This is a genomic window from Gottfriedia sp. S16(2024) (assembly GCF_050473765.1).
Lineage (GTDB): Bacteria > Bacillota > Bacilli > Bacillales > Bacillaceae_G > Gottfriedia.
The window spans coordinates 4,831,535-4,856,268 of sequence record NZ_JBFLUO010000001.1; the positions used below are offsets into that span (position 1 = coordinate 4,831,535).

General features: G+C 30.7%; 23 protein-coding genes and 1 pseudogene. 10 read left to right on the forward strand and 14 right to left on the reverse strand.

What is annotated here, in order from left to right:
- Positions 1-88 precede the first annotated feature (88 nt).
- A complete protein-coding gene (locus AB1282_RS23425) occupies positions 89-1,552 on the forward strand; it encodes a L,D-transpeptidase family protein (protein ID WP_429900605.1) in 1,464 nt (487 codons plus the stop codon).
- A 62-nt stretch (positions 1,553-1,614) separates the two neighbouring features.
- Here the strand turns inward: AB1282_RS23425 and AB1282_RS23430 are convergent, their stop codons facing one another.
- The gene (locus AB1282_RS23430) at positions 1,615-2,643 is read right to left on the reverse strand and encodes a LysM peptidoglycan-binding domain-containing protein (RefSeq protein WP_429900607.1); all 1,029 of its coding nucleotides are present in this window, start codon (positions 2,641-2,643) and stop codon (positions 1,615-1,617) included.
- A gap of 429 nt (positions 2,644-3,072) precedes the next feature.
- Here AB1282_RS23430 and AB1282_RS23435 point away from each other — a divergent pair.
- From AB1282_RS23435 to AB1282_RS23445, 3 genes and pseudogenes are all read left to right on the forward strand, one after another.
- Positions 3,073-3,500 (forward strand): annotated as a pseudogene (locus tag AB1282_RS23435) (SMI1/KNR4 family protein).
- A 40-nt stretch (positions 3,501-3,540) separates the two neighbouring features.
- A complete protein-coding gene (locus tag AB1282_RS23440; RefSeq protein ID WP_429900609.1) occupies positions 3,541-4,014 on the forward strand; it encodes a hypothetical protein in 474 nt (157 codons plus the stop codon).
- A gap of 195 nt (positions 4,015-4,209) precedes the next feature.
- On the forward strand, positions 4,210-5,673 hold the full coding sequence (locus tag AB1282_RS23445; RefSeq protein ID WP_429900611.1) for a flavin monoamine oxidase family protein: 1,464 nt from the start codon (positions 4,210-4,212) through the stop codon (positions 5,671-5,673).
- Positions 5,674-5,824: 151 nt separating this feature from the next.
- Here the strand turns inward: AB1282_RS23445 and AB1282_RS23450 are convergent, their stop codons facing one another.
- A complete protein-coding gene (locus AB1282_RS23450) occupies positions 5,825-6,283 on the reverse strand; it encodes a transposase (RefSeq protein WP_429901213.1) in 459 nt (152 codons plus the stop codon).
- Between the two features lie 534 nt (positions 6,284-6,817).
- Here AB1282_RS23450 and AB1282_RS23455 point away from each other — a divergent pair.
- Complete coding sequence (locus AB1282_RS23455) at positions 6,818-7,720, forward strand: DUF4240 domain-containing protein (protein ID WP_429900613.1); 903 nt, start codon at positions 6,818-6,820, stop codon at positions 7,718-7,720.
- A gap of 158 nt (positions 7,721-7,878) precedes the next feature.
- On the opposite strand, the gene AB1282_RS23460 is transcribed toward AB1282_RS23455, so the two are convergent.
- On the reverse strand, positions 7,879-8,313 hold the full coding sequence (locus tag AB1282_RS23460) for a DUF6526 family protein (RefSeq protein WP_429900615.1): 435 nt from the start codon (positions 8,311-8,313) through the stop codon (positions 7,879-7,881).
- A 138-nt stretch (positions 8,314-8,451) separates the two neighbouring features.
- The gene (locus AB1282_RS23465; protein ID WP_429900617.1) at positions 8,452-9,033 is read right to left on the reverse strand and encodes a vWA domain-containing protein; all 582 of its coding nucleotides are present in this window, start codon (positions 9,031-9,033) and stop codon (positions 8,452-8,454) included.
- A 97-nt stretch (positions 9,034-9,130) separates the two neighbouring features.
- Here AB1282_RS23465 and AB1282_RS23470 point away from each other — a divergent pair, with 97 nt between their 5' ends.
- Entirely contained in the window at positions 9,131-9,625 is a 495-nt protein-coding gene (locus AB1282_RS23470) for a hypothetical protein (protein WP_429900619.1), read from the forward strand.
- A 78-nt stretch (positions 9,626-9,703) separates the two neighbouring features.
- Here AB1282_RS23470 and AB1282_RS23475 read toward each other — a convergent pair whose 3' ends face one another.
- From AB1282_RS23475 to AB1282_RS23490, 4 genes are all read right to left on the reverse strand, one after another.
- A complete protein-coding gene (locus AB1282_RS23475; RefSeq protein ID WP_429900621.1) occupies positions 9,704-10,819 on the reverse strand; it encodes a GGDEF domain-containing protein in 1,116 nt (371 codons plus the stop codon).
- Between the two features lie 241 nt (positions 10,820-11,060).
- Entirely contained in the window at positions 11,061-12,143 is a 1,083-nt protein-coding gene (locus AB1282_RS23480; RefSeq protein WP_429900623.1) for a Ger(x)C family spore germination protein, read from the reverse strand.
- Positions 12,140-13,225: a GerAB/ArcD/ProY family transporter gene (locus AB1282_RS23485; protein WP_056475703.1), complete on the reverse strand. Its 1,086-nt coding sequence runs from the start codon at positions 13,223-13,225 to the stop codon at positions 12,140-12,142. Before AB1282_RS23485 ends, AB1282_RS23480 begins: the two co-directional genes overlap by 4 nt.
- 18 nt (positions 13,226-13,243) lie before the next feature.
- Complete coding sequence (locus AB1282_RS23490; protein ID WP_429900625.1) at positions 13,244-14,731, reverse strand: spore germination protein; 1,488 nt, start codon at positions 14,729-14,731, stop codon at positions 13,244-13,246.
- A 273-nt stretch (positions 14,732-15,004) separates the two neighbouring features.
- Between AB1282_RS23490 and AB1282_RS23495 the strand changes: the two genes are divergently transcribed.
- Together AB1282_RS23495 and AB1282_RS23500 are read left to right on the forward strand one after the other, a co-directional pair.
- Positions 15,005-15,652, forward strand: coding sequence for a GntR family transcriptional regulator (locus AB1282_RS23495; protein ID WP_429900626.1), 648 nt, complete (start codon positions 15,005-15,007; stop codon positions 15,650-15,652).
- A gap of 443 nt (positions 15,653-16,095) precedes the next feature.
- Positions 16,096-16,731 (forward strand): GntR family transcriptional regulator, encoded by a 636-nt coding sequence (locus tag AB1282_RS23500; RefSeq protein ID WP_056475712.1) that lies wholly within the window; start codon positions 16,096-16,098, stop codon positions 16,729-16,731.
- A gap of 79 nt (positions 16,732-16,810) precedes the next feature.
- Here the strand turns inward: AB1282_RS23500 and AB1282_RS23505 are convergent, their stop codons facing one another.
- From AB1282_RS23505 to AB1282_RS23515, 3 genes are all read right to left on the reverse strand, one after another.
- Entirely contained in the window at positions 16,811-17,767 is a 957-nt protein-coding gene (locus AB1282_RS23505) for an ABC transporter permease (protein ID WP_390313068.1), read from the reverse strand.
- Positions 17,768-17,821: 54 nt separating this feature from the next.
- Positions 17,822-18,718, reverse strand: a complete 897-nt coding sequence (locus tag AB1282_RS23510) for an ATP-binding cassette domain-containing protein (protein ID WP_429900627.1) — start codon at positions 18,716-18,718, stop codon at positions 17,822-17,824.
- A gap of 980 nt (positions 18,719-19,698) precedes the next feature.
- Positions 19,699-19,959 carry a DUF2187 family protein gene (locus AB1282_RS23515; RefSeq protein ID WP_390313070.1) on the reverse strand — a complete coding sequence of 87 codons (261 nt, stop codon included), beginning with the start codon at positions 19,957-19,959 and terminating at the stop codon, positions 19,699-19,701.
- Between the two features lie 719 nt (positions 19,960-20,678).
- On the opposite strand from AB1282_RS23515, the gene AB1282_RS23520 reads away from it, so the two are divergent.
- On the forward strand, positions 20,679-21,494 hold the full coding sequence (locus AB1282_RS23520; RefSeq protein ID WP_429900629.1) for a lipid II flippase Amj family protein: 816 nt from the start codon (positions 20,679-20,681) through the stop codon (positions 21,492-21,494).
- A 600-nt stretch (positions 21,495-22,094) separates the two neighbouring features.
- Here AB1282_RS23520 and AB1282_RS23525 read toward each other — a convergent pair.
- Positions 22,095-22,688, reverse strand: coding sequence for a DUF2441 domain-containing protein (locus tag AB1282_RS23525; RefSeq protein ID WP_390312583.1), 594 nt, complete (start codon positions 22,686-22,688; stop codon positions 22,095-22,097).
- Positions 22,689-22,849: 161 nt separating this feature from the next.
- The gene (locus AB1282_RS23530) at positions 22,850-23,395 is read right to left on the reverse strand and encodes a GNAT family N-acetyltransferase (RefSeq protein WP_429900630.1); all 546 of its coding nucleotides are present in this window, start codon (positions 23,393-23,395) and stop codon (positions 22,850-22,852) included.
- A 266-nt stretch (positions 23,396-23,661) separates the two neighbouring features.
- On the opposite strand from AB1282_RS23530, the gene AB1282_RS23535 reads away from it, so the two are divergent.
- Complete coding sequence (locus tag AB1282_RS23535) at positions 23,662-23,886, forward strand: hypothetical protein (protein WP_429900631.1); 225 nt, start codon at positions 23,662-23,664, stop codon at positions 23,884-23,886.
- Between the two features lie 194 nt (positions 23,887-24,080).
- Here AB1282_RS23535 and AB1282_RS23540 read toward each other — a convergent pair whose 3' ends face one another.
- A complete protein-coding gene (locus AB1282_RS23540; RefSeq protein WP_429900633.1) occupies positions 24,081-24,431 on the reverse strand; it encodes a hypothetical protein in 351 nt (116 codons plus the stop codon).
- Positions 24,432-24,734: the final 303 nt, after the last annotated feature.

Here is a 24,734-nt window from a genome sequence, read left to right on the forward strand (position 1 = left end):
CCAGAGAAAATTGTAGAATAGTCACATATAAGTAAATAATGTAATATAATTGTAATATTCTAATCTGATTTTCAGTAAACATTGATAGATGGACTACTTGGTTATGGGAGGAATTGTTTTGGAAAGTACTTTAAATGTAAAAGGAAATAATATTCAACAAAGAAGATCATTTAAACGGTCTTTGCCTTGGCATTTCATTTTGATTGGCATCATTATTATTATTACACTCATCATTGTGTTCAGCTATCGGGCTAATCATTTTAATGCTCAAATCAAAGTAAACGGTATAAATTTAGGTGGACTGAATGCTGACCAAGCATTAAAAAAATTAAAAACTAGCGAACTTAAAAACATCGTTTATGTTGGCGACCAGAAAATCTTGGATGGAAAAGATACAAAAATGAACTTTACGGAAAATGATCTGCCGGCTATTAAAAAATTAGTAAAAAACCAAAGAACGTTTTTTCCTTCATCAAAAGAAAAAAATTATTCTTTAGTGCCGAGTAAACGAGATGAAGATCAAATTCAAACAATGAATAAACAGATTGAAGATAAGCTCCTCACTCTTAATAAGGGCTTAAAAGCTCCAAAAGATGCAACTGTTCAATTAAAACAAGGTAATATTATCGTCTCTAAAAGCATTAGCGGAGAGCAATATGATGTCGATCGTCTATTAAAAGACTATAAGGGACAAGAGTATACTAGTATAATCCGTCTAAAACCTGTATACATACAACCAATTAAAGAAGAAAATCAAATTGTGAAAAATGAAAAGAAAAAACTTCAAGAACTACTAGGGCGGACAGTTCAGTATAAAGTTCAAGATAAAGTATATTCTTTAAACGCGAGTGAATTAATTCAAAATGCTTCTGTGTCAAAGGATATGAAAGTTACGATCGACTCTAGTAATCTTAAAAACAAGATTGCTGAAGTAAATAATACTCAATCTACATTAAATAAAAATTTTACATTTAAGACACATTCAGGATCTGTCATCTCAGTTAAAGGAGAAGGCTATGGCTGGGCATTAGATGTTGATAAAGAATCAACACTAGTTCAGCAGGCTTTTGAAACAGGAGAAAAATCGATCACTCCTACTAATATAATCGGTAATGGCTGGAACAATGAAGGTTATGGATATAATACGACCTCGAACAATGGGATTGGCGATACATATGCTGAAGTGTCGATTTCAGAACAGCGTATTTGGCTTTATAAAAATGGCAAATTGGTTATCACAACGAATGTCGTTACTGGTAAACACGTCACCGGTGAAGATACTTCAAAAGGAGTTTGGTATATCCTTTATAAACGTACACCTTCAATCCTTAGGGGCTCACATGTAGGTCTTGGTTCTTATGAAGTTAAGGTTGATTATTGGGCACCATTCACGAACAGTGGTCAAGGTTTCCACGATGCTAGCTGGCGAAGTAACTGGTCAAGCAATGCCTATCTAGCTGCAGGATCCGGTGGTTGCGTCAACACTCCACCTAGTCTAATGAAAACAGTCTATGATAATCTAAGCACATATGAACCGGTAGTTATCTACTAAACTCGAATAGCAAAATAAAAACACTGAAACCTCTTACTTTTATCGTTTCAGTGTTTTTTTTATTAGTTTAATATCGTTACTTTTACTTGTTTTCTACCAAACTTAATCGCATCCTGTTTATTTGGTATAAATACATCGATTCGATTTCCCTTGATAGCTCCACCAGTATCTCCGGCAATTGCTACACCATAACCTTCTACATTCACTTTACTTCCTAGTGGGATTACACTTGGATCTACTGAAATGACTTTTGTATTTGGATTCTCTTTTAAGTTGATTCCAGTAGCAGTAATACCAGTACAACCTTTACAAGAAGCTGTATAAGCAGATGCTTCCATTGTTATTACTTTTAAACCAGCTGAATCATTTGTTTTAGATGCACTCTCTTTTGATGTTGATGCATCTTCTTTTGTTGCTGGTTCACTTTCCTTTGTTACTGGTGTACTTTCCTTTGTTGCTGGTACACTCTCTTTTGTTACTGGTGCACTTTCTTTTGTTGTTGGTACACTCTCTTTTGTTGCTGGTGCACTTTCTTTTGCTGCTGGTACACTCTCTTTTGTTATTGCTGCGCTTTCTTTTGTTGATGGTACAATTTCCTTTGTTTTAGGAACATCTTCTCTTGATGGAGCTGCAGCTTTTGGAGATTCTTGTACTGACTTCACTGTTGAAGTATTTTCAGAATTTGTTGCTAGATTTGTATTTGTCATTTCTGAATGAGCTATATTTTTTACGCCTTCAAAAATTTTCAGGTTTAATCCAGGTTGAATTAGATCCGTATGTATATTGTTCCATTCTTGAATTTGCGATACTGTTACATCATGATTTTGTGCAATATCCCATAATGTATCACCTTTTATAACTTCATAATGTTTTTCTGGTGTAATGATTAGTTTATCACCAGGATGAATTAAGTCTCCATTTAGCCCGTTTAACATTTTAGTATTTTCAACGGTTGTATTTTTTGCCCGTGATAGATCCCATAGATTATCACCTTTTTTTACTGTGACAGTAGCAGCTTGTACATTAGCACTTACAGATACTGAGAGTGCAGCAGCTGCTAAAATGGTTGTAACTTTAACTTTGTTAATCATTTCTTTTTCCCCTCCAGGTTCCTTTATTTGCTAATTTTCACTAATCGTAACATAGATTTTCCTCAAAAAAAGTAACAAGGAGATGTTAAATCATTTCCTTTCATCGCATGTTTATTACAGGTATTTAACTAAAATTACTGAGCAAATACCAAAAAAAGGGATTTTTCTCCAACTCTTATCAAAGTAAATTGCCCATATTACTAGGCATTTAGCCCTTCCTCTTATTTGTAATGACTATTTCAAAATCTGAGAAAGGAAATTACATAAATTACAATAGATAAACAATTTCTACAATGTGTTTTTTTCTAAAGGCTCTGTTTGAGTAGATTGTTGACTTTTTTATTCAAGTCAATGGCCTGTTAGTTGCATATTAAATGTTATAATAATTCAGATATATCTATTTATTTGATGTTAGAAAGGATTACTAACATGTGTAAAAGCTTAATTAATAAAACCTCAGAAGATTCGTTGTTTAATGAACTAGCGACTCAGGAACAGTTAGAAGAAATTAACGAAAAGTTTAATCTGGAAATTACAAATGAATTAGCTAATATTTTAAAAGAAACAAATGGATTCGATTGTGGAGGCGTTAGATTTTGGCCTTCGAATGACATAATAGAAGAAAATATTGAGCGAAGAACACTAGAAGTTTATAAAGATTGTTACATGAATTTCGATAGTTTATTATTTTTCGCGGACGCTGGAAATGGTGATTTTTTGGATTTTCAATCATTAACGATCACATACAAAAAGATGATATCTATGTATGGAATCATGAAGACGATAGTCGAACACGGATTGCACCATCATTAGAGGAGTTTTTTATTTGGTGGAGTGATGGTTCAATTAGTATTTAATTCTTAATTAATAGAAAGACCTGTGAAAGGAATAGTTGCTTTGAAGAGAATTATTGTTAGTGTATTACTTTTAATAATACTAGTGGTTGCATACGTTGTTTTAATAAAACAAAAATCGCCAATTGAAACGGGTAGAATCGTTCCGAGTGATAATGGAAAAGAAATAGCGATCGAAATTGGTAATATAGGTTTAAGTGATATTCATCTATATAAAATATTGATAAATAATGAAGAAGTTCCTAAAAGAACAAAGATTCGAGTTGGAGTTGGATTTCAAGAGTATGATAGCTCCAAGGTATTTGATTTTGAAAAACAACATACTAAAGTTCAATCAATCGTATTAAAACCAGATATATCACCTAAAAATTTGATTAAGAAGCAATATCAAGGTACGGCATCAGCAAAAGATAAAGTATACGAGCTCAGCATATTACATAATAAAAAAATAAATAGAATTACTATAAAATATCGTTATCTAGGCGTTTCTTTTGAGCGAGTAATTAGAATAGCTTAACTAACTTGCATCAAATGAACAACCTCAAGCTGCTTCGATGGCTTTTTTCTTATTCCAGTAAATGGCAGTATAGTTGAACAAGAATTTAATTATATCTTGAATCATTTTATAAAAACTTTTTGGAAATTCTACTTCAACTTGTAAACGAATATCATTCTAATGAGACATATTCAAGAGCAAGAAGAGGTGATAGCTTTGATTCAAAAATTACTGCTTTCAATGGATCAAATGATTTCCATTATTCAAAATGGATTAGAAAAAACGAACTCTCCAAAGCATGTAACCATTATAGGTGCAGGAATTTCTGGTTTAGTTGCTGCTTCACTTTTAAAAGAAGCTGGACATCAGGTTATCATTATTGAAGCAAATAACAGAATTGGGGGGAGAATTTACACCAAAAGGGAACCTTTTATTAATAATCAATATATAGACCTTGGTGCAATGCGTATACCTTCTTTTCATTATTTAGTTATGGAATATATAAAAAAATTCAATTTACAAGTAAATGAATTTATTAATAGTACTCCTAATGATCTGATTTTCATCAATAATGTATTAACAAACCAAAAAAATTATGAAGCAAATCCAGACCAATTAAACTTTAAACTAACCTCAAGTGAACAAGGAAAAACTGCAACAGAATTACTCTTATTAGCTGTTGGACCAGTTATTGATTTTATTAACCAAGATCCTGAGAAGAACTGGGATATCGTTATTAAATTGTATGATCATTATTCGATGGCAAACTTTTTAAAATATAACCCTGTTGGCGTATCACTATCAACTGAAGCAATCAATTTGGTAGAAGCTTTTGTTGGATTAGAAGGATTTTCTGAACTTGCATTTACTGCAATATTAAGAGAAGTTTTAGTACTCCTAACAAAGGATCTAAAACTTTATGAAATTACAGGGGGAACAGATCATCTTATTAATGGATTTTTACCACAGCTTAAAGATGACATTGTTTCTAATCAAAGAGTAAAAAAAATTATACAACAAGAATCAAGTGTAACAATCTATACAGAAAATCAAATACTTAGTACTGAGCATCAATTGTCTAGCGATTTTGTTATTTCAACAATTCCTTTTTCATTATTGAATTTTGTAGATTTACTTCCGTTTGAGTCTATTTCATATGAAAAGAGAAAAGTTATTAGAAAGATACATTATGCTAATTCAACTAAAATAGGTCTTCAATTTAAAACGAGATTTTGGGAAAAATATGGATTATATGGCGGGAAAATAACGACTGATTTACCAATCAAGTTTTCATATTTTCCTAGTCATGGTCAAGGGTCGTCGGTCAGTACGGGGATTATGTTAGCTAGTTACACATGGGAAGATGATTCTAGTATCTGGGATAATATGACACAACAAGAACGTATAAAAATTGCTTTGAATGATCTTTCGTATATATTTGGAAATGAAGTGTTTTCGGAGTTTTTAATAGGATATTCTCATAATTGGTCTGATTTTCCTTATTTTGGTGGAGCTTTTGTCATGTTTAAACCCGACCAGGTAAAAGAATTGGGTCAATATATTAGTACTCCAGAAGGGAGAATTCATTTCGCAGGATCACACTCGTCTACTACACCAGGTTGGATGCAAGGTGCGATTGAAGCTGGAATTAGAACAGCTTATGAAGTTAATAGTAGATAAATTAAATATTATGGAATACCTTATTCAACTACCATGAAAATAAACTTCTGAAAAATGAGTAAAAAGGCAACACTAAATAGAAGCAGCTCATTCGTTTTTTAAAAAAGTGTAGCTACTCATTATTAGGTGATATATGGACTGATCTAATAGACTAGGAGGCTTCTGTTATATTCACTGTGTAACCTAAGTTTTCTAGTCTTCGTACAGAATGGCGGACAATAGATTCTTGTCTTTGCTTATCAAAGTAATCTTCTCCTAGGTCAACGTACATTTCTTTTCGAGTTAAAAGGTAATATGCAATCCTTAACATTGCGTGCGCAACTACGATTGCTGCCTTTTTCTGTCCTTTTCGTCCAGCTGTACGCCTATACAGTGCACCAAGATAGTTTTTAGATCCTCTTACTGATTGAGCTGCTTCTACTAAAGCCGATTTTAAATATTTATTTCCCTTTTTAGATTTACTAGATTTCCTTTTTCCCGCACTCTCGTTGTGACCTGGGACCAATGCTGCCCATGAACATAGATTTGATGCGGAAGGGAATTGATCGCCAACATTTGCTCCAATTTCAGCGAAAATTTGTTCAGCCATTCTTGTGGCAATTCCTGGAATAGAATCGAGTCATGACATTATTAAAGAAATATATAAAGTGGCTTTTTAAAAATAATGGTAGAAAATATGATTTAGCTGAATTTCTAGCTGAGATTTTTTTCCTATTGATCTTGAGTTCATTATTTTCACAAAAAGGTTCTTTTAGATTAATCTTTTTAATGCTGTTTTTGATGCTAAATTTTATTGTTTTATTTGAGGATATTATCAGAAAAATTTTAGGTAAATTTAATATGAAATTTCCAAAATGGATAAGTGTTATTACATTTCCAACATTTTTGTTTTTCTTTGTTATCTATAAATATTAATTAATAAAAACTTCATAGGTAATATGCAACTAACGCAATGAATTAGTTTAACAACATGATCGACGATTCGTCGGTCATTTTTTATTGGACTAAATGGCAGTTTAGTTAAATAAGAAAAGGGGATATATTTCAAATTTAAGTTCAAATAATAATATGTAATAATAGTTAAATGGAATTATTAGATACATTAGATAAAGATGACTGCAAAAGATGGAGGATATAACAATATATGAGAAATAAAAGTATAGAACTTGGAGATATCTATGCATGTAAATTACCTGATGGAAGATATGGCACAGTTAAAGTTATCAATAGAATAGAAAAATCATATTTAATTTATATTTCAAAGTATATTGACATTAAATTACCAACCTTAGAAAACAAAGAAATAAATGAGATTTTGAGATCAAATAGATTTCTTTATGAAAATGAAGAAGAATTACTTTGGAAAGATGGAAAGTTGCACAAAGATATGATTTATATAGGAAATTCTCCTGTTTCGGATTATGAAAAAGGATTAGTAAGTTCATCATACGGTGGAAAATGGCATCCAAGTATAGCTAACCCTGTCTATTATGAATGGCGATGGCTTCATGATCGTGAAAATTATGAGAGGGAAATTCTTGAAGAGCAAATTAAAGAAAGAGAAGAATTTCTAAAAAAACCTCAAAAACCTAAAAAAATGATGAATGATGATACATTTTGGTCAATCATTTCACTTTTTGAACTTGAAAATGCTAAACATGATGAAGAAATTCTAAGTCCAGCTATTGAAAAACTTTCAAAAACAAGCGTAAAGGATATTAAACAATTTGAAGAAAATCTTGCGTATAAGCTTTATTTATTAGATACAAAAGAACACGCCAAAAACATCGGTGAAAATTCATTTAGTGAAGATGAATCTAATTTCTCTCCAGATTTATTCTTATATAGTAGATGCTTTGTTGTTGCTAAAGGTCAAGAGTTTTATGAGTTGGTTTTAAATAACCCCAAAAAAATGACAAAGAATAACTCTTTTGAGCCATTACTATCATTAGCGTCAGAAGCATATTCAAAACGAATGGGTAAAGAGTTTGAATACATTTCAGGTTTTGATTATGAAACATTCTCGAACGTTGAAGCTTGGAAATAATAATGTTAAAATGCTTTTCCTAACGCATGCATTAATTACATAAGAGTTCCAATAGGTTGTCTAATTAGACAACCTTTTTTAGTTCAAAAATCAACATTTCAATTTAACAAACCCCCTCTAAAAAAGAAAAGGACCTAAACTAGGTCCCTAACACAAAATTAAACGCGATACTCATCCGCTCGCCAATTTTTAATATTTTGTTTAATCTCTTTCGAACTCAGTCCTTCACTTACCGCTCTTTCACTTAACGCTACAAATTCCTCATCACTTGAAAATCGTAATGCAATGATTTGCCCCATTGTTAATTGAGGATTTAACGGTTTACCAGTTAGCGTAAAGTGACGAAAATTTTCTTCCATTCGAATGACACGGTCTTGCACTTTGTTCGAATAAAGTCTTGTTAGAAAAAACGAAACAATTAATAAAAGCGAAGTAACTAAAATAAATACTGCTAACCAAATATGATCGCTATTTTTTATCGCGTTGCATAAGTTAACGATTGAACCAATGAGCGTGATTAACGCTAATGGTGCTCCAAAAAAGTGGAAAACTGGATGATATCTAACGTGATGATCTAAGCTTTGCTGTTTCATATGTACATCTCTCCTCTAAATGTGTTTTATGTACCTATTCTAACATTATTATTCTAACTGCTGTTTTATCATTAAAGAATTTTTATTTACAATAAAAAAATCTAGTAAGCCAAAAAAGCTTACTAGATTTGAATAAAATTAAATCCTTTTTTCTGACACCGCTTCGCATATTACACTATACATATTTTCAACACCTTCATTAGAAGATTCAAAAGTATAAGCATTTTCTTTTAAAATCCCTAGGCTACTTGCTTCTTTTGCTACATCTATATTTGCTCCCATGAAAATAAATTCCCAATTATACTTTTCTTGTTGGTGACGAATAAGCTGTTTCACTTTACAATACGTAAATTCAACACTCGCATTCTCCAACCCATCAGTCGTAATAACAAAAATGACTTTACCAGGTCTTTCCCTCTCGCTACATAAAGATAATCTGTTTCCTACATTTAAGATGGTTTTACCTACTGCATCTAGAAGTGCGGTAGACCCTCTTACAAAATACTCTTTCTCCGTTAGTTTAACTTCATGTGCACTTATCCCGCTCCATAAGACTTCATATTGATCGTCAAAAAGCACTGTTGTTACATTTGTTTCTCCATCAAAACTACTTTGTTTTTTAATAAATGCGTTAAATCCACCGATCGTATCACTTTCAAGTCCAGCCATTGAACCACTTCTATCGATTAAAAATATAATTTCTGTTTTATTACTGTTCATTCTAAATCAGCCCCTTAGTTCTTGATGTTATAATAGTAACTGAATTAATTAGTAGGTAGGTCGCCTTAAAAGAGACATTTTGGAAGGAGGATTTTAAATGCTTAACCAAGAATTATTGTTTGAATTACAAATATATGTAAAACGCCATTTAGAAGAAGTAAAAATAGAAGAAATAAGTTTTAGTAAAAATGAAGTGTATGCTGCTGAGCCTTTAGAAAATATAGAGATTGAAGCATTTATTAAAAATAAACTGAAACCAACATTTAGAGAGCTCTTATTTAACTTTATTGATAAAAAAAATGTCAGTGATCCATCAATCTATAAAAAGGCGGGCATTGATCGAAAACATTTTTCAAAAATCCGCTCCATTCCTAATTACCTTCCAAAGAAAAATACAATAATCGCTTTATCACTAGCACTTGAATTAGATAAAATTGAAGTTAGCGAACTCTTAAGTTCTGCAGGCTATACATTATCAGACAGCGATTTAAATGATTTAGTCATAAAATTTTTCTTAGAGAAGAACATTTATGATATCGATTTAGTCAGCGATGCATTGAACCATTTTAATTTAAATCCACTTATAAAATAAAGCAGCAAAAAAAACATCTTAAATCACCTTTTTCTGAAGTGATAAATAGATGTTTTTTCATTTAACCTTATTCTTTTTTTAGCAACTCACTTGATCTCTTCCATTATGCTTTGATTTGTATAATGCTTGATCAGCTTGCTTCACTAACTTTAAGTAATCTTGTTCAGTTTCAGCAATCAATGATGCGACACCAATACTTAATGTAACTAATTTTTTCTCTGATTGCTCATGTTCAATCTTTAACTTTTTTATATTTTCACATAAACGATTAGCTATTTTCATTGCATCATTCAAATCTGATTTCGGTAACAAGATTGAGAATTCCTCTCCACCATACCGTGCAACAATGCCCGATTCGCTTGTCATCTCTAATTGTAAACTAGTTGCAACTTTTCTTAAGCATTCATCACCTTTTGGGTGACCATATAAATCGTTATATTTTTTAAAATGATCCACGTCTATCATTAATAATGTCATTGGTAATGATGTGTCATAGGATTTAGAACATCCATTTAAAAGTTGTTTTTCAAAGTATCTACGATTATATAGTCCGGTTAGACTATCAACATTTGCGATGTTTTCCATCTTCTTTAATTTTATTTCTGTATTACGTGTTTGATAGGCTATAAAGTAACTTAATAATAATGCTGGAACATACATTAAAATCCAGAACCCCATCGTTTGAAGTAACCTTCCAACTACAATGTCACCAATCGGCCTTAGCATCCATTTATCGATTAAATAAAAACCAATACATTTAAATAAAATGATAATAGGGGTCAAAATAAGAATTCTTTTCTTTTCATCCCATTTTTGATAATTCATATAGAATCCAAAAAATAAAACAAACAATAGCAAAAGTGTATCAATTAAGTAAACATAGTTAAATCCATTAATAAAATAAAAAGCAATAATATCGAAAAAGAACATTGTTACTAAAGTAATATTCCCAAAAAAGATTGCTGCAATTTCCATTCCAAGTGCTTTAATTTGAATATTTGTTCCATGGTCTGTGAAAATTGGGAAATTTAATAATAAAATCGTTAATCCACTCAATAGAATCCCGATAAAAAATTCTTTTAATTTCGATCTTCCTGCAAACCTTTGTCTTGCTTCTCCCCATAAGATGAAAGAGGTTAAATAGAAAAAACTAATGATGATTGTAAGTGTTATTAAAATATTTTTAAAAAGCATAATCCCCTCCAGGAATTACCTTTACTTAAATACTCTTATTCTTACCCTTCTTGCAATATTATATTAACATACTTCCCAAGGAGTTTGTATACAATTTTAATACAATAAAACTTTACATTTTTGAAGAAAGAAGGTCATAAAAAAAGGCGTCATTAAGCCCATAATGACCTGACCTTAAGACGTCCTTTTTTAGTTCCATTCGCGTTTTAATAGTTCTATTTTGTTCATTCGAAAAATAATCCTATTCAACAATTCCCGTATGAAGTATATCTAAATCAACCTTTACTTTAATTTTTGCACTCGAATACTGTTTCCTCCATTTTTTCCCATCAAAGTCCCTTTGATGTGCTTCTAATTTTGATCCGAAACCAATCGGATCTACATTATTTTTTTGAAGGAGTGACATAAGCTCCTGTGCATTTTTTTCAACATCTCTTTCAATTGCCTTACTTATTTGTTTAATATGTTTAGGCAATACGATTGGTTTTTCACCGGTATATTCTTGGATTCTGGCTTTCATCTTCAAATGAACTGTAAACTCTGGTTTTCCTTTTTTGATTTTGATTTCATATTTACTTTTAGATTTTATATTATCAATTGCTACATATTCTCCATCAATTTTGAACTGATGTAATCCTTGTTTATAATTTTCTTTCATTCCTTTAAAAATGAAAGCATACTTCCATGGAATAATTGTTATGAGTTTATCTCTTTTGAAAGTTGCAATACCATTCAATTTAATTTTGTCATCTACTATTTTTAACACCGGTAAATACGGATCCTGCCCTACTTCAAAATATTGATAGACAAACGTTGAAAAATCGGTATAGGGAAAAGGTCCAGCCTCCGAATTGTGTACAAGGAGATCGTGAAGATATAAAGCTATGTTTTCATTTTTATACTGTTTTAATGAAAGTAAATCACTTGATTCACCATCAACGATCGCTAATTGTATGATATTCCCAACGGCCGGGTCCCGATTAAACGTATCAACAATTGGAAAAAAACCTTTTTTGGCTAAGTCCAGACCGAATGTAACAACTCGCATCTGACCTGACATTAACCGATACCTCATTTGGCTATCTAATCTTTCCCTTACTTTTTTTATTGTTTCTCCACTTGCAGAAGACACTTTAAATTCGATCTGTCCAGTTGGTCGAAACACAGGAAAAACAACAGTCCCTTTCAATTGTTTCGGTTTTTGAAGGTCAAACCCAGCTGCTTCAATAATATTTAGTTCATTTACATTCGCAGACGGTACAAGTGCACAGCCATTTAAAGATAATCCAATACAAACAATAGATAAAAGAAGATATTTTTTCATTTTGCTTTCCCAGACTTCATGATCATAAAAAGGATTGAAAAAAGTGGTATGTAAACATAAAAAATGTATAGAGAAATTTTACTTGTATAATCTGCAAATGCATTAATTTCATATCGAGTTTCAAGTAATTGACAAACAATGAAACTAATTACACTAATCAATATTAATGTATACTTTTGCTTCCATTTAAAAATTAATTTTAAACCTCTGCTTGAGCTCCATAATAATAGAGCTAAAATTGAAATAACCTTAATTAAAAAACTGGAAATTAGTATATATTCAAATCTTTCTAAAAATGGAAAATGAATTAATTTAGCTATATAGAGTCTCGCCCAGATTACATGTGCAATTTGTTTTTCACTTAAAAGTAAAAATGTTGTAAAAGCCGATAAAGTAAAGACTAAAGTTGAAAAAGCGATTCCCCATTGTGCAAATTTTTGAGAAGAATTTCCATTTCGAATAAATGGAAAAACCATTAGTAATACTTCAAACCCCGAAATCGTATAAATTGTATTTTTTGCAGACAATAGCAAATCTTTAAACGAATGATCAAGAATAGGTAAAACATTATCCATATGTATATATTTATGTGGCAAATGAAATAGCAAAGCGTAAAGCGCTGCTGTAAAGATTCCAGATAGAAATGCAATTCCGACTACTACACGAAACCCACCTGATACGATGTAATAGCATAATAATAAAATGATACTCGATAATAGCCACGTTGATATAGACGGAAACATCCAAACTTGAATGATTTCAATATATAATCTTAAAACAGAAATAGATAAAATTACATAATAGGTTAGAATGACTAGACTTAAGATTGGTCCGATAATATTACCAAAAAATTGCTTATGGGCATCAATAATATCCCCTTTTGCATTCACTAACAATTTATACATAAACCAAACAATTATATTAACAACAAACCCAGCAATTATGACACTAATCCACGCATCATAACCAGCATCTTTTGCGATGATTCGTTGAAACCCTAAAACACCAACACCTATTTGAGAGCTTGTAATAATAAAAAATAGGAGATACGGTGAAACTTGTTGTCTTCTATATGATGCCATTAATAAATCTCCCCTTTTTTATTCATCAAAATCACTCGGTGGACCAGGTCTTTTTATATCATTTGTTGATCGAAAAAGTGAAGCTGGTCTTAAATTCGCAGGTCTTTTTTTCTGTTTTGAAAATGGTAATCTAATCCACAAATCATTAAATGACGTTTTCCTAAATGGATACGTTCCAATATAGGGTCTTCCTAAAGAGGTTAATCGGAGCAAGTGCGTCATTAAATAGATAAAGCCCATAAAAATCCCTAAAAGCCCAATTAGCTGAGCCATTATGATGACTGGAAACTTTATAAATCGAATCGTATTGTTAAATTTATAGATTGCAGATGTGTAGGATGCAAGTGTACCAAGTCCTACTAAGATTAAGAGAATATTACTCGTAAGCTTAGCTTCTACAACAGCTTGCCCAATTACAATACCACCAACAATACCAAGGGTTTGTCCAATTTTTGATGGTAATCGAAGTCCAGCTTCCTTTACTAACTCGATCGTAATTTCTAAAAATAACACCTCAAAAATTGGAGGAAATGGTACAGATGCTCTAGATATGACTAATGATTCAAGTAAGCGAGGTGGAATTAGCTCATAATGATAGGTCAAAACTGCAACATAAAAAGCCGTTATGAAAATCGAAAGTGCAAAACCGAACATTCTTAGACCACGGAAAAATGTAGCGAGTACCCAATTGACATAGTAGTCTTCCATCGCAATAAAAGTCTCATCTATTAAAGCAGGTGTAAGAAGAACATTTGGAGAACCGTCAACAACAATGGCGATTTTCCCTTCAGTTAAACCTCCGACTGTCCGATCAAGTCTTTCTGTTGGAATCGATTGTGGAAAAATAGAATGCGTGTTATCACCAATCATAGACGAAATAAATGAACTATCCGGAATATGATCATATTGGATATCTTTTATCCTCTGTGTAACTGTATTAACATTTTCATCATCAGCAATTCCACTTATATAGATCACAGCAACACTCGTTTTTGATAGCTTCCCAACTACCAATTCCTCAATATAAAGATCAGATATTGGTAATTTATTTCGAATTAAATTGATGTTTACATCCATATCTTCTACAAATCCAACTTGTGGACCTAGAGTAGTAGCTTCCATTATAGGAGGACCAATTGTTCTGGATACATTATTCGAAATATTAACAAGTAAAGAATCAGTTAAATTATCACCATACTGAATTGCCGTATAGCCCTTTAGCAGTTTACTTTTAATTTTAGAACTATCTGAAGTAATGGTAAGTTGTTGAACTGGAAGTTGAGACATCAATTCTTCAAGCGTATAATTCTTTGTCAAATATGGAAGTATTTGTTCATGCATGATCTCAGACCTAATTAACGTTCGGTAAAAATACACACTATAATAACTGTCATTCTGTAGATCACTAGAAGTTTTAAATTTAATAAAATCCTTTGATTTCGATAATTCTTCAATCCAATTTTCATTTGAGGAATCTTTTTTCATACCATCTTTATAAGTTCTCATACCGTTCCCCTATTTTGATTTTATTTTATGATTTGATAAGGGAATGGAAATTATTCTAATAAATGGAAGAAAATACATCGTTTAATTCATTGAACATATAAAGTTGGTATTTTAAACCGATATATAGATTAAAAATTACCTTTGTTTCATTACAAAAAATTGAAATATTTTTTTATAAAGCTTATCAATTGGATTTTTAATGTATACTATTAAGGATTAAACTAAGAAGATCTTTTATTGAAATAGTTAATACATTTATAGTAGGAGAATAAAATGGCAAAAGAGAAAACCTTAGAACAAATTGCATATGAAAAATTAAAAAAATTGATCCTATCAGGTGAGTATCAAACTGGTATGCATTTGAAAGAAACTGCACTTGTTTCTGAATTACAAATGAGCAGAACACCGATTAGAAGAGCACTTGGAAGACTTGTATCCGAAGGGTTGTTATCACATAATAACTTTCATGGAACGACTGTTACATATACTCATTTCACTTTACAAGAAATAATAAATATGATTGAAATTCAATGGTGCTTTGCTGTATTTTGTGTAGAAAAATCCCAAAGGAAGCATACTCCATTTAATGTTAAACTACTTAGAGAAATTACTGCCTCTATGGAAAAAGCATATCATCAAGATGATGCCCACAAATATCACAGTGCGTTAACTGAGTTTTATAAAACATTTTTACTAAATTCTCAAAACAATTTAATCATCGAAATGCTTGATAATTTATGGAAAAGATTTACTGAAGAAGCAACGTCTTCTAATGTATTTAATGTAAGAAAAATTAGAATTCCAAACACAATTGATTTATATAACTCTCTTGTTGATCGTGTGGAAGTATCTGAATTTGATAAAGCAACTGAAATATTAACTCAACTGAAAGAAGAAGCATTTATGGATTTAATGTTCTAATGTGTAAAAACATCTAAAGCTTTTAAGGCTTTAGATGTTTTTTAATGATTATCGATAATGTATTTATAATGACTATAGTTGTATACAATCTTTATACAAAATTAATAATACCTCGAATTATTTACTTCAAAAATCCCTCTCATTTCATTAAACAAATTGATAAATCCTATTAAATAATCTCTTCTTTTACCATATTATTGAAATAAATATTTTTCTATACTATTTTGTCAATTTTATTGTATACTTTGTGTATAATATTCGTTCTATTTCAAACACTTTTTCTTTTCTTCAATCTAGAAAAAAGGTTTAGTGAAAGCTGCGGTACATTACATTAGAATTGTGAGTATAGTGGCTCGTTAACGAAACATGAGTGGTTTTAGATCAAATCGCACTCTTGTTTCGCTGTGCACAAAAATAACACCGAAAGTAGGATGGTGAGTTTATTGCCTAATATAACACTTGAACAAAAAGCTTATGAAGAAATAAAAAAGTCTATAATACAAGGTAAATATTCTCCTGGTACTTATATAACTGAAGCATCACTTGTAAATGATTTGAACATGAGTAGAACCCCTATCCGAAGGGCGCTTGTCAAATTGGAATCAACTGGTTTGGTTAAACATTTTAAAAACCAGGGCTCAATGGTGCAAAACATTCAAATTACCTTGATTGATATCGTTAATTTTTTAGAATGTCGTTTATTTTTAGGAATTGGAAGCATTGAAAAAGCTAAAAGGAAAATGCTTGATTTTCCAATTTATGAAATGAATGAATGCATTCAGTTATTGAAAAATGCGGTTGCTGATGAAGAGCATGATTTATACTACGAAGAAGCAAATCGCTATCATAATCTTATTTTACAAACAAGCCAAAATGATTTAATGATGGAAACAATCGGAGCTTTACAAAATAAATTTGAGATTATTGCAAGTAAATATTATTCCTATAGAAGAAGTTCAGTTGAAAATCATATTAAGAAGTACGAAGAATTAACTAAATTTTTTGAAGAAAAAGAGTATGACCAAGCATTGAACCTGTATAATGAAATGATGAAAGAAAAAATACAATCATTATTTTAGAAACATGAAAAAAAGCCTTATTCTTCACTTCGAATAAGGCTTTTTCAATGAAATTAGTACTTAAAAAAACACTAACAATTTAAGCTGTTACATCTCGTTTTGAAAATACAACCAATGATAATCCAAGGAAAATAACAAAATAGACTATTAATACAATTACTGAAAATGTCATTGTCATTCCTTCAATTGGTGGATTACCATTGACGTACTGCATTAAGTTTGTATTGGCAAATAAGATAAACTTTGTCCAATCAAAGAATCCAGCCAAAATAACTGTTACCGTATTTCCGACTGTTAATAGTAAAATTGAAATACCGATCGCAATTGTGTTGTTCCTAAATACTGTTGAAACCATAAACGCCATCGTAGCAAGCATAAATGTTTCGATGAAACTCATTACGTAAAGCTTTGCAGAATAGATCAGTCTACTTTGCTCTTCAACATGGCCATCGACATATGCTAAATATGAAGTATTCCCACTTCCTGTACCAAAAAGTGCTAAACCAAGTAGATTCGAAACTAAAAATAATATAAATAACATAGCAAAACCAAATAGAATACTAGTTAAATACTTTGACATAATTATTTTTTTTCTAGAAAACGGACGGATTAGTAATAGCTTAATCGTACCCCAGTTAAACTCACTCGCCACAATATTTGCAGAAACAATAATCGTAAATAGTCCTACTAAAATAATTAAACTTGATGAAACATCCATAAAAGTCCAAACATTTGTCTTTTCATTTGGTGAAATATTATGATCTATTCTGTACTCATTAATTGCAATTGATCGTTCTAAATACTTTCTTTCAGGGTCATTTTTATCATTTATACCTTTTAATTGTTTTTTATCTTCTGCAGTTTGTACTTGTAATGTTTGCTTCCAATTCGGGTCTGCATTTTGCTCTTTTTTATGTTCATTATATTTTACAAATGAACCCATAGCTCCTACTAGTAAAATAATGAGAGCAACCATCACGATTGTACCTGGTCTTTTAATAATCTTTATCCATTCATTTTGAATCAATTTTAACATATTCTAAGTCCCTTTCTTTTTGAAATTCTAAAGCATCAACAAATTAAAGAGTTGTTAAACATTCGTAATTTCTAAGAAACGATCTTCCAATGTTTTTGCATTTGCTTTAAATCCATATACGCGAATGCGATTTTCGACTAATAACTCAATTACATTCGGTACATCTTCTCTCGTTAATTCAATATGTATTTCTCCATCAACTAACTGAGCATTATGTTTAGATAATACTTTAAGTGCAGTTTCATTATTATTCACTTCAATTGAATACGTTTGGACATCTTCAGTTGTAAGCTCTGTTACAGTTTGTACATCTATAAGCTTACCTTGTTGAATAATGCCGATTCGATCACACATCATTTCCATTTCTGCTAATAAGTGACTCGATACAATAATGGCCATTCCTTTTTTCTTCGTAAGAAGCTGCAGGTGATCCCTCATTTCACGGATACCCGCTGGATCAAGTCCATTCGTAGGTTCATCAAGAATTAAAACCTTCGGGTCATGCAATAAACATTGAGCTAGACCAAGACGCTGTCTCATACCAAGAGAATATGTTTTAACTTTTTGACGAATAGCTCCAGTTAAACCTACTAGTTCTACAACTTCATCAATTTTCTCTTTTGATACATTCTTATCCATTCGAGCATATTGCAGTAAATTATCATAACCACTTAGAAATTTATACAATTCTGGATTCTCTACAATTGCCCCTACATTCTTAATTGCTTCTTCAAAGTTGGACTTAATACTATGACCATTAATGACAACGTCACCTTCAGAAATATTCATCAAACCAACCATCATCCTGATCGTCGTCGTCTTACCAGCTCCATTTGGACCTAAGAAGCCAAAAACTTCGCCTTCAAAAATATCAAAGCTTAAATCAGAAACAATCTTCTTCCCCTTTATTTCCTTTGATAAGTTCTTAATTTGTACAATTGCCTTTTTCATTACGTCCTCCTTATTTCCAATATTTTCTAAATCTAATTCTATTTTAACAATTTAAGATATTGAAAAAAACGGTCTAAAGACTGAATTTATTAAAAAACGTAATGTATTATTACTAAATTATGATAAATATTACAATTTTCGTGTTTTTTCACTGTTTTTTGAAATCTATTCTTTATATGGCATGCATATGTATTCATGCATGATATGAATGATCGATTGTAATACAAGTGGTAATTCCCGATTAGTTCCTTAGTTCCTCTTAAAACAAAAAAAAAGCAGTTTCTACCTGCTCTAAAACTAATCTACTATTCTCATTAATTAATCTTTTATTTATTGACATTAAGATTCACTTTCCTTTCATAATTTATTCTCCTTTCAAAAAAAATTTAAAGTATAATTTAGTAAATTAGTATCCGATTAAAAAATAATAAAAGGTGGTAAGTATTCTGAAGCAGCCAGTATTAATAGTTGTAGCACCAATTTTAATAGTTTTATTGTTTTTAATCATAAACATATTTGATGTACTCAATGATCCTTATCTTTTCAGACAAATTGGTTTTGTATTTTTACAACGCTATGGATATATGGTATATATCAAAATAGAAAGTCATTTTTAAAGATAGGTGCGATGATATTCTGTTACTTTTTATTAATGTTTTGGGGAATTATTCTCTGATCAATTAACACGATAGTATCAACAAATTCGTTCGGATTTCTGAGCGAAAAACAACCTATAAATATTCTAATATAGTTCAAATAGTATCTTTTACATAAATAGTGGTAATTCAGTGAAAAAAAAATGCTGTAGGTTTTCACCTTATCGCAACTTTTTTACATTAATTTTATAGTCACTGTTATTCTCAAAGTATGAAGCAAAATGTTAGGAAGAAATAGGCCTATAGAATCCAAAGAATGTTTAAAAAAAATAGCCTTATCCCTTTAATTTGGGCTAAGGCTATTTTCTAGGAAATTAAGTTTGTTTAACTTTTTGCAATAGAAGCTAAAATTTTATACTTTTTATGATTGATTACAGTGTGATCATGTTCATAATAATTTCGATGGTTACGATCATTTCTCATATCTACAATCACAGAGTTTGAAAGAACTTTTGTTACAACTCCTTTTACAAAATTCGGTCTGATTTCTCTTACTTTATCCTCTTTTGGCATAAATTCAATTTCGTCACCAGGTCTTACATAATATTTATTCATTGTTATGATTGTTTTATTATTTTTGCACATCTGTTTATCACCTTTTTATTTACTTTTATTTAATATTACTAAAATATCTGAATATTCAAAAGTGAACTGGATACTAGATTCAATCGTGACTGTGTACCCAAAAATCCGTGTATAAATAGTGCTAGATAACTAATGTTATATTCTTTTATTGGGAACATGATGGAGAAGTGTAAGGTCTAATTAAAAGCATTAAAGGACTATTATCTTTAATATAGAATTTATATTATTAGTTAATTTAGTTGTAAAATATTGGAATTAAAAAAAATGGTCAGAGGGGATAAAATGATAAAATTTTTAGTTATTAGCTTAATCTTTGTTCCTATTGTTATCATAGTTACAAATTCGGAATTGCAAAATATTAGTGTTTGGATACTTTTCTTGCTATTTGCACAAAGTGCTGTCTATTCCATTTGGGATTATGTTGTAAATAGAAAAAATAATAAGAAACTATTCAACTAATGCAATCCTTTAGTTGAATAACAAGAGCTGCTTGTATGTGGCTTTTTTTATTTTAAGTAAGTGGCAATTTAGTTGCATAAGAAACAATAAATAATAATGAGTTAAATGGGAAAATAAGGTAAAATCAAATATACGTGTTACTACAGTTAAAGCTTCTTGGTGAAAACATTCTATTAATTAACTAAAAGAGAGAATACATAATTTTATATCTCTAATTCATATGGTGATATTCAACTTTATGAAAGATTAAGGAGCTAATTATGGAATTTATTACAGGAAAAGTAGTCATTATATCTGTATTTATATTTATAGTGACAATGATTGAAACTTTGGCTTATTCTACCAGAATTTCGGGTGCAAGAGTGAAACTAATTGCAACCGCTTTATCATTATTTAGTACACTGGTAATCGTTTCAAGGTTTTCTACAATGATTCAACAACCACTAACTGCTAAGCTCATTGCCCAAGCGCCGGATGGAAACAAACTACTATTCATAGAGGAACAATATAGGATTTTAATTGGAGTAACGACAATTGGAGTACTTTTTGGAATACTTCTATTTCCTACTTTTGTAAATATATTTTCAAGAGCTATCATCCAATTATCTAATCAACGTGGTTCTATAATTGCGTTGTTTATTAGTCAGTTTAATCGTAAAGGGTTTAAAAATATTGTTAAGTGTTTTAGAGTTCCAAGTTTATCGTATCTAAAAGGAATTACATTCAAAACGATTCCAAAACGGCTTTTTGTTGTAAATGTTATTATTACATCTGTATACACAATATCGGTTCTTTCATCAATCTATGCATCATTGATAGTACCGAAAGAATTTGCTCAAGCGGCATTAATGTCATCTGGAATTGTTAATGGTATATCTACAATTTTACTAACATTATTTATTGACCCTAAAGCTTCTGTTTTAGCAGATCGAGTAATGAAAAAACAAAGTGATTATGTTTACTTAAAAAGTTATTCGATAACAATGATTAGTTCTAAATTTTTTGGTACAATCTTGTCTCAACTTTTATTTATTCCTGCTGCATATTATGTTGCTTGGTTTGCAAAGTGGATATAAAACTCTTATTCAATTAAGGCATTCAATAGTTGAATTACCTAAAGCTGCTTCGGTAACTTTTTTCTTATTCAATTAAATGGCGATTAGTTGCTTAAGAAAAAATGGTATTATTCTAATATTAGGTTCAAGGGATTTAGGAGCAGAACAATTAGAGCTCTAAAATGATTAATCCTAATTAAATGATACGGTTACTTAATTTTTTAGAGTAAGAGTAAAAATAAATTTTCTTCTTGAACTACCCTACCAAATACTAAAATTAAAAGGCAGCCATTGGCTGCCTTTCTTGATCGGTCTTCTAAGTATGTGCTAGTTACGTAAGGAAATTTAGTTTTATAATTCTATTACCGAAGTCAGCATCAACAAAATTATCGCTAATATTTTTATATAGAAAGAAAGATTTGAGCAAAAAAACATCACCTAATATCTTAATAGTAAAGCCAAGCTTATTATTATAATAATTACTTTTACATTCTTTAACTAAATTATTAATTATAAAAACATACTTGCACTCTTAAGTAACTAATTTTATTTATTAATAATATGGTCGTCAACTTACTCCCTGATTTAGTTGAATAAGAAATCTATATTAAAGTAGAACAATTAAACTTCGAAATCATCAATTATTTCTACTACTTTAATTTTCCCATTAATTAATAGCTCAGGAAGGTCATTAGTAACATTCCCCTTCCAATATTCTCTAGCTTGTTCAATTTTCCGAGCAAATGGTACACCATCTTCCTTTGGTAAAAGATTTCCATCCCCTTCAAAGGAACTCCCATTAACGCTTAGTTTAACGATTTGTAAAACTTTTCTATTGAACGAATCAAATATTCCCTTCCATTTCAAAGCATCTTCGTAATTTTTGGCAGCGTATAAGCAAGACAGTCTAGACGGATATTCTGGATATTCTTGTAGTCTAACCATTTCTAAAATTACTTCTCTAATTGCCCTAGTTGTTTGACCTACATACTTCTTAGCAACTTCAGCGTTTTCTGCATCCAGTTTCAAACCTGTTTCAGTAAAATGTCTGTAAAAAATCTGTATGAAATCTTCACCTTTAGTATTTAATTGCTCCATTTCAAAAAAGAAGCTATATAAGGTATTTTTCTGTTCACTGTTGAATTCAATTATCTGCCCAAGGATCATTTTTTTTCTAGTAACAATGTGATAAACATATATTTCATTATCTTTCATAGTTCGTCTCCTACTTGAATACATCATTAATTATCCTTATTTTACCAGAAATAATAAATCCTTTGTTCAACTAATCAACCATAAATTGAAATAGAGAATGATCGAATAATGATTATCCTCTTATTTTTTGTTTAGCTAATGTACTGCTTTAGTTGAATAATTTAATACCACTCGTTTACTAATAGACCGTAAATAATATGGTCTACATAATGGTCATACAACCACTCTGCTTGCCTGATTTTACCTTCTTCAACGAATCCAAATCTTTCAGGAAGTACTCTACTTTTGTTATTTTCAACAGCGACACTAACTTCAATTTTATTCAGTCCAAGATTTTTAAATCCATAATCAATTAAAGATTTAAATGCTTTTGACATAATTCCTTTACCTTGGAAGTGCTCCCCTAACCAATAGCCAATTGTTCCAATTTTATTTAACTTATTAATGTCGTTAAAACCAATTGTACCTGCAATTTTCCCTTTATAAATAATAGCGAATGACCTAGGTATTCCACCATTTTCAGCAAATGATTTCAACCTTGCATTAATATTTTGAGCAGTATCTTCTACACTTTCAATGAAATCTAACCAACCAAGCCATTCTTTTAAGTAAGCCTTTGAACTGATCGTTAAATTATAAAATTCTTCAGCATCATTAATATTCAACATTCTTAACGACACATCTTCGTCGACCTTATGTATTAACATTTCTTTCCCCTCGCTAATAAAAAACGTTTTTAAATATTTTACCAAAAATATCCTATTACTTCATACTTCTTATTGAACTATACTGACATTTTAGTAGATAACAAAAAGGATGGAAATCTATGAACAAAGAAAGTTTATATTCTTTGTTCATAGTAAAAATGATTCATTCTTTCTTTCTACCTACGACAGGTTATCGCCAAATAAAGCGTATATCGCAGAGGTTCGGATTACATCAAGTCTTAATGAAACCATAGATTCAAAAACGATTGCTTTTTCGGACGACAAACATTACAAGCAAACCAAAAGGAGTCAAGGAAGTATCATATACAATAAATAATGAATCGGCTAGCATTCAGTATGCTCGATTAGGCGATCCGAGCGTTACACAAATTCATTTCGAAGCAATTGATGACTCATACATGGCTGTTAAAAGATCAGATCAGAATGGAGTTGTATCAGAGGATCAATCAGAAGAAATGCCGTTTGATTAATCGGAAATCAAGGGGAAAACCATTCGGATTTATACAACTGATGGAAATAATAATAAAAGCGCATTTGAGACGATCGACATCCCATAATAATCATCTTTAATACTGCAATTAATGTGAACAGATGAAACAAACCCACCATCTATTGGTGGGTTCGATTATATTATTTAACCAACGTTCACAGTTAGCTTTATCTTTTAATTTACTGTACGGCTCAATTCTTCACGAAGTCCGTTGCTAGCTAATTTATCCATATTTAGAAGTAGCGTTTTAACTTGTACAAAATCTTCAGTACTATCTAGTTCAAAGATTGCGACTAGATTGTTGTTATTTTCTTTAGAAACCTTCATTTTGTATTTACGTTTACGGAATAGACGTTCTACCCTTGTTCCACGAGCTACAGAAATTCTGTATGTGCCAGTATTATTGACTGTACCCGCATCAAATCCATTATATGAAAAATTTGTATAATTCTCTGTAGGTTTAGATACTTTGATGTCTAATTCTTTGTTAAGAATAAAATCTTTCAGTAGGTCTAGTTTCGTCATTATCAATTCCTCCTTAGCCAATGGTGGCTTCTCTTGTAGTCGGAAAGTCAACCTCTGAAATATTAAAGGTCAGAGCTCATATTAGATAGCTCTTCTTCCTATTCAAATGATCATTTACCTCAAAATGAACTTGAACTCGATTAATTTTATCATAATAGTCCAAAAACATATAATAGTAGCTATTTTGTTAATTTGGCAACTCCATTTACTTCAACTAATTTGACCAGGCTATTACATTGATAATCAAGAATCAGGAAGAAATATTCAATAGATAGCATCAACCAAATGATAATTATATGTTCC

Excerpts from the sequence above, each read along its gene's own strand:
- AB1282_RS23425 (WP_429900605.1), top strand. The coding sequence starts at position 89 with ATGGACTACTTGGTTATGGGAGGAATTGTTTTGGAAAGTACTTTAAAT.
- AB1282_RS23430 (WP_429900607.1), bottom strand. The coding sequence starts at position 2,643 with ATGATTAACAAAGTTAAAGTTACAACCATTTTAGCAGCTGCTGCACTC.
- AB1282_RS23455 (WP_429900613.1), top strand. The coding sequence starts at position 6,818 with ATGAGAAATAAAAGTATAGAACTTGGAGATATCTATGCATGTAAATTA.
- AB1282_RS23460 (WP_429900615.1), bottom strand. The coding sequence starts at position 8,313 with ATGAAACAGCAAAGCTTAGATCATCACGTTAGATATCATCCAGTTTTC.
- AB1282_RS23465 (WP_429900617.1), bottom strand. The coding sequence starts at position 9,033 with ATGAACAGTAATAAAACAGAAATTATATTTTTAATCGATAGAAGTGGT.
- AB1282_RS23470 (WP_429900619.1), top strand. The coding sequence starts at position 9,131 with ATGCTTAACCAAGAATTATTGTTTGAATTACAAATATATGTAAAACGC.
- AB1282_RS23475 (WP_429900621.1), bottom strand. The coding sequence starts at position 10,819 with ATGCTTTTTAAAAATATTTTAATAACACTTACAATCATCATTAGTTTT.
- AB1282_RS23480 (WP_429900623.1), bottom strand. The coding sequence starts at position 12,143 with ATGAAAAAATATCTTCTTTTATCTATTGTTTGTATTGGATTATCTTTA.
- AB1282_RS23485 (WP_056475703.1), bottom strand. The coding sequence starts at position 13,225 with ATGGCATCATATAGAAGACAACAAGTTTCACCGTATCTCCTATTTTTT.
- AB1282_RS23490 (WP_429900625.1), bottom strand. The coding sequence starts at position 14,731 with ATGAGAACTTATAAAGATGGTATGAAAAAAGATTCCTCAAATGAAAAT.
- AB1282_RS23495 (WP_429900626.1), top strand. The coding sequence starts at position 15,005 with ATGGCAAAAGAGAAAACCTTAGAACAAATTGCATATGAAAAATTAAAA.
- AB1282_RS23505 (WP_390313068.1), bottom strand. The coding sequence starts at position 17,767 with ATGTTAAAATTGATTCAAAATGAATGGATAAAGATTATTAAAAGACCA.
- AB1282_RS23510 (WP_429900627.1), bottom strand. The coding sequence starts at position 18,718 with ATGAAAAAGGCAATTGTACAAATTAAGAACTTATCAAAGGAAATAAAG.
- AB1282_RS23515 (WP_390313070.1), bottom strand. The coding sequence starts at position 19,959 with ATGTGCAAAAATAATAAAACAATCATAACAATGAATAAATATTATGTA.
- AB1282_RS23520 (WP_429900629.1), top strand. The coding sequence starts at position 20,679 with ATGGAATTTATTACAGGAAAAGTAGTCATTATATCTGTATTTATATTT.
- AB1282_RS23525 (WP_390312583.1), bottom strand. The coding sequence starts at position 22,688 with ATGAAAGATAATGAAATATATGTTTATCACATTGTTACTAGAAAAAAA.
- AB1282_RS23530 (WP_429900630.1), bottom strand. The coding sequence starts at position 23,395 with ATGTTAATACATAAGGTCGACGAAGATGTGTCGTTAAGAATGTTGAAT.
- AB1282_RS23540 (WP_429900633.1), bottom strand. The coding sequence starts at position 24,431 with ATGACGAAACTAGACCTACTGAAAGATTTTATTCTTAACAAAGAATTA.